This is a genomic window from Yersinia sp. 1252 StPb PI (genome assembly GCF_048593885.1).
Taxonomy (GTDB): Bacteria; Pseudomonadota; Gammaproteobacteria; order Enterobacterales; family Enterobacteriaceae; genus Yersinia; species Yersinia enterocolitica_E.
In genome coordinates this window covers 1-3,998 of record NZ_JAZGQE010000276.1, presented here as the reverse complement: position 1 = coordinate 3,998, position 3,998 = coordinate 1, and the positions used below count along the sequence as shown (strand labels likewise).

The following is a 3,998-nucleotide window of genomic DNA, read 5'->3' as shown; positions in this document are numbered from 1 at the left end:
TCACTATGAGAAAAACTTATACTTTCAAATAACCGATTTGCCATTTTAGCTGGAAGGTTATGAATTGTAGATATAAATTTATAAATTTCGTCTTCATGATTCTTGTGTTCTTTAAGTATGGATTTTATTTCAGCTTTTATATCTTTTTTGTTTTTTATTGTAGCGGATAAAAGCTGTACAATTCCATTCTCTTGTGTCAGTTTTTTATTGGTATAGAATACTAACTTAACATCTTTATCATCAACTAATTTTATTGCTTCTGACCAATTATATAAGGTTTTCCATAGATCAATATCTTTATTCGTTACATTGCTTGAGTTATTTATAGAATGCTTTACCTGAATGAACGTTTTTTTTCCACTGATACTTTCAAGATGAACGTCATCGAACACCTCTATGCCTATGCTCTCACCTGGTTTGAGTTCTAATGCATGTTTTAGAGCTACATAATCCTGATAGGAAAACCCTATCGATTTTTTTTCTGCACTCGTTTTGTCAAAGATATCCATGTAGGTGTCCACTGATGTAAACAAAAGAGTTAAGGGATTCTAACTAAGTAATGGATTATTACGAATGCTTACCATAACAAACGGCATTAGGCTTGTTAAGTCTCTATTTCATGATTTGCCCACAAAATTAATTAATTTTAACTGTTTTTTTTATACAGGGTTGGTGTGAAGTTGTTGTGTCATTAAGTTATCGTTAATTGACTATTATCTTGCTAATCATATATTCTGTTGCGATTGGGATGTCTATACTATAGTAGTAACTAAAAATGCTTAGTTCATTAGTAATAGTTTTGTATCGATTTGAGTGTCCTTTAGCTCGCTAAAATCCAGCTTTGTTACAAAACGAAAAAGGAGTCAGTTCCCTCGCTTCACATGCTTCAAGGTAGTCAGCCCACCATTGGAGCATTAGTTTCCTTTCTTCGAGATGTTCTGCTTTGTGTATGTATGCTGCTCGGACGGAGTTTCGTTCTTGATGGCTCATTTGACGTTCAACAGCATCTCTTGACCACAGTCCAGACTCAATTAGAGCACTACAGGCCATGGTTCGAAAACCATGTCCACACACTTCCTTCTTTGTATCGTAGCCCATAGTGCGCAGGGCCTTGTTGACAGTGTTTTCGCTGATTGGTTTGTCATCACGACTAAAACCTATGAACATAAGTTCTTTATCGCCACTGATAGAATGAAGTTTTTCGAGCAGGGTTTTGGCTTGTTTGCTCAATGGCACAAGGTGAGGGTTTTTCATTTTCGAGCCTCTGCCAGAATACTTAACTCCATCCAACTCTTGACGTTCTCCTGGGATCGTCCATAAGGAATTTTCGAAATTCACTTCGGACCAACGTGCGAACCTAAGTTCACTTGAACGGATGAAAGTCAGCAGAGTTAACTGGACTGCGATTTGCGTTATGCCTTTACCTTTATAAGCTTCAATTCGTCTTAGAAGCTCAGGTAGCTGTTCGAAGGGGAGAGCAGGGCGATGAGTGCTTTTAGGTGTTGTCACGGCACCCGAAAGGTCATAGGCGGGATTTTGGTCAATCAAAGCGTTATGGACGGCATATCGCATTATGGCTGTTATGCGTTGTTGTAAACGCGAAGCCACTTCAAGATGCCCGCTTTTCTCAGCGTTTTTTAGCGGAAGCAATAAATCACGGGTTTTGAGTTCAGTGATGTTCCGTTTACCAATAACTGGAAACAGATGAGTGATTAAGCTGTTTAACACTGTGGTTCTGTGACTATCAGACCATGTCCTGTTGCTCGAATGCCAATCTCTTGCAACCGTTTCGAATGTGAGCAACCCTTTTTCTTCAATCTTTTCAGATTTTCGCTTCTCACCCGGATCTATGTTGTTTGCGATTAGCTTTCTTGCTTCGTCTCTTCTAAGGCGTGCAGTGGCAAGAGAGATTTCAGGATAAACACCTAACGCCAACATTTTTTGTTTACCGGCAAAACGGTATTGCAGACGCCAATATTTCGAACCGCTGGGCTGAATCAGAAGGTGCATACCACTACCATCAGTCAGCTTTATCGGCTTCTCAGCAGGTTTAGCGTTTCTGACTTTTACCTCAGTGAGTGCCATAGAAAACCTCCCATACTGATGGTATCTGCATTATCGAACTTACCATACCAACTGTTATACCAACAAAATGTGCAGGATGTTGATAAAAGTTATTGGAACTTGGTAGACGAAGTGATGGGTTTAAATTGCTGAATTTATAGAATAAAATAGACTTGAGTGGACGTTCGCAGACATTAAAATGGTGTCCCGACTGACTTCACTAAATCGCCTGAGAGACGCTATTTAAAAGGGTTTTTAATTGTGGTGTTATATGGATACCCCCAATAACACCCCCAATCCGTTTTTCATGCTGCTTTCCGTGGTTCGATTTCCAGGTTCGATTTCCACGCAAGATAATCAGAATACTTCCAACGAGACATTCGCCCAAGTTTAATTTGCTTTGGGAATACCCCTCGCTTAATCAGATCATAAAACCATTTGGATGTCATACCGGTGTCCGCGGTAATGAATTTCATATCTACTAGCGAGTCAGGGCTAAGTGACTCTTTATTGATTGTCATGGCTGGCCTCTTATCTCTTTATCAACCCCATCACCTGTTCCACTTAAACTGACCATTCAGCACACCGATGGCGAAAAGAAGCCAAGCCAGCTTGTAGCCAAGTGGCTTTAGCTTTTCGTAGTGGCGCAGGATGATAGGGCGGGTGATGGACCAAGCATCTACTTCATGCCTGTATATTGATCCTGTTGCTTTCCCTGTAGAGGGCGTTGTCGTGGATTGTTGTTATATGGCAACCGCCACAAATACCACAACAGGAATAGGAGTAGATACAAATAATAGCGTAGGTAACTCATCAATTAAAGATGTAAAAATATCTAATACTACGTTTAACACTAGCGCAAGTGGGGTTAGGTTCACTGGTAACTGTGACATGATTGGAGTGTCAACTTGTTCATTTATAGGGCTGCCTGCAACGGCTGTTGCTTTTGACCAGGCAAAAAATGTCAAAATGACTGGATGCGATTTTCAGGCTAACAATTTTGATATGTTTATTAAGGATGGAGATAATGGAGGGCCGTTTAATATAGCAAACAATAATTTCACATCAAATATTTCACAAGTTACCACTATTTCGTCAAGGTTTGGAAAAACAAATAACTCTGGTTATTGAAAAGTAATTAACTTTACCTTTTCGCAAGTTTATCCATTGCTCTTTTTATGAATAAAGGAGCAATAACACCAGCAGGAACATATACAGCCCAAGAATAGATATTTATGTACATCCTGTACCCGTCACCGGAAATAGATGTCATATCATTTTTACCTAAAAAGTAGTAAATTATATCGATTAACAGGAATATAAGGATGTGATAGCTCATTATATACTTGCTCGACTCTCCAATCTCAGAAAAAAAGCTATACTCTTGTGATGAAAGAATACTTGATATGAAGAATACAGAGTATATTCCCGAAACGGCACCAAACATAGTTACAATGAAAAAACCAGAATAATAACTACCTGACATATTCATAGGCTCAAGCAATCCACTAGTGGTAAGAATAAAGCTTATCACAAATATAACTACAAAAATATTGAGGTTCATGTATCCCCATATTTTACAGCCAGTTACGTTACCAAGCATGAAGAATGATAGCCCGACTAAAATCTGTGATAACACATTCGCCATATAAGCATTATCATTCCCTATATATATTGGCGATACGACTTCCATTCCGATGTATGCCATTGATATAGATATTGCAATAATTATTGTCTTCCAGACCTTTATGTTAAGCGCGTTTAGTAATGAAGATGCTAATATAGATATCAGTAGAATTATGCCATACGTTAAAATAAACCAACCGACAAAGAAAAATCTATTGTTGTTGAAATGATTTTTTAATGTTTCCTTTGTCATCGACATGATATTCCAACTAAAGATGTCATTAGAAGGAATGCTTAATAAATATGAT

3 protein-coding genes and 1 pseudogene are annotated in these 3,998 nt (G+C 38.2%); 1 reads left to right on the top strand and 3 read right to left on the bottom strand.

Annotation, left to right across the window (positions count from 1 at the left end):
- Positions 1–509, bottom strand: a pseudogene (locus V2A85_RS22470) (hypothetical protein); the annotation flags it as partial.
- 319 nt (positions 510–828) lie between these two features.
- Entirely contained in the window at positions 829–2,085 is a 1,257-nt protein-coding gene (locus V2A85_RS22465; RefSeq protein WP_420072415.1) for a tyrosine-type recombinase/integrase, read from the bottom strand.
- Positions 2,086–2,730: 645 nt separating this feature from the next.
- Between V2A85_RS22465 and V2A85_RS22460 the strand changes: the two genes are divergently transcribed.
- Positions 2,731–3,195, top strand: a complete 465-nt coding sequence (locus tag V2A85_RS22460) for a hypothetical protein (RefSeq protein ID WP_420072414.1) — start codon at positions 2,731–2,733, stop codon at positions 3,193–3,195.
- A 13-nt stretch (positions 3,196–3,208) separates the two neighbouring features.
- On the opposite strand, the gene V2A85_RS22455 is transcribed toward V2A85_RS22460, so the two are convergent.
- Positions 3,209–3,998: hypothetical protein (locus V2A85_RS22455; protein WP_420072413.1), on the bottom strand; the 790-nt coding region annotated here is incomplete at its 5' end.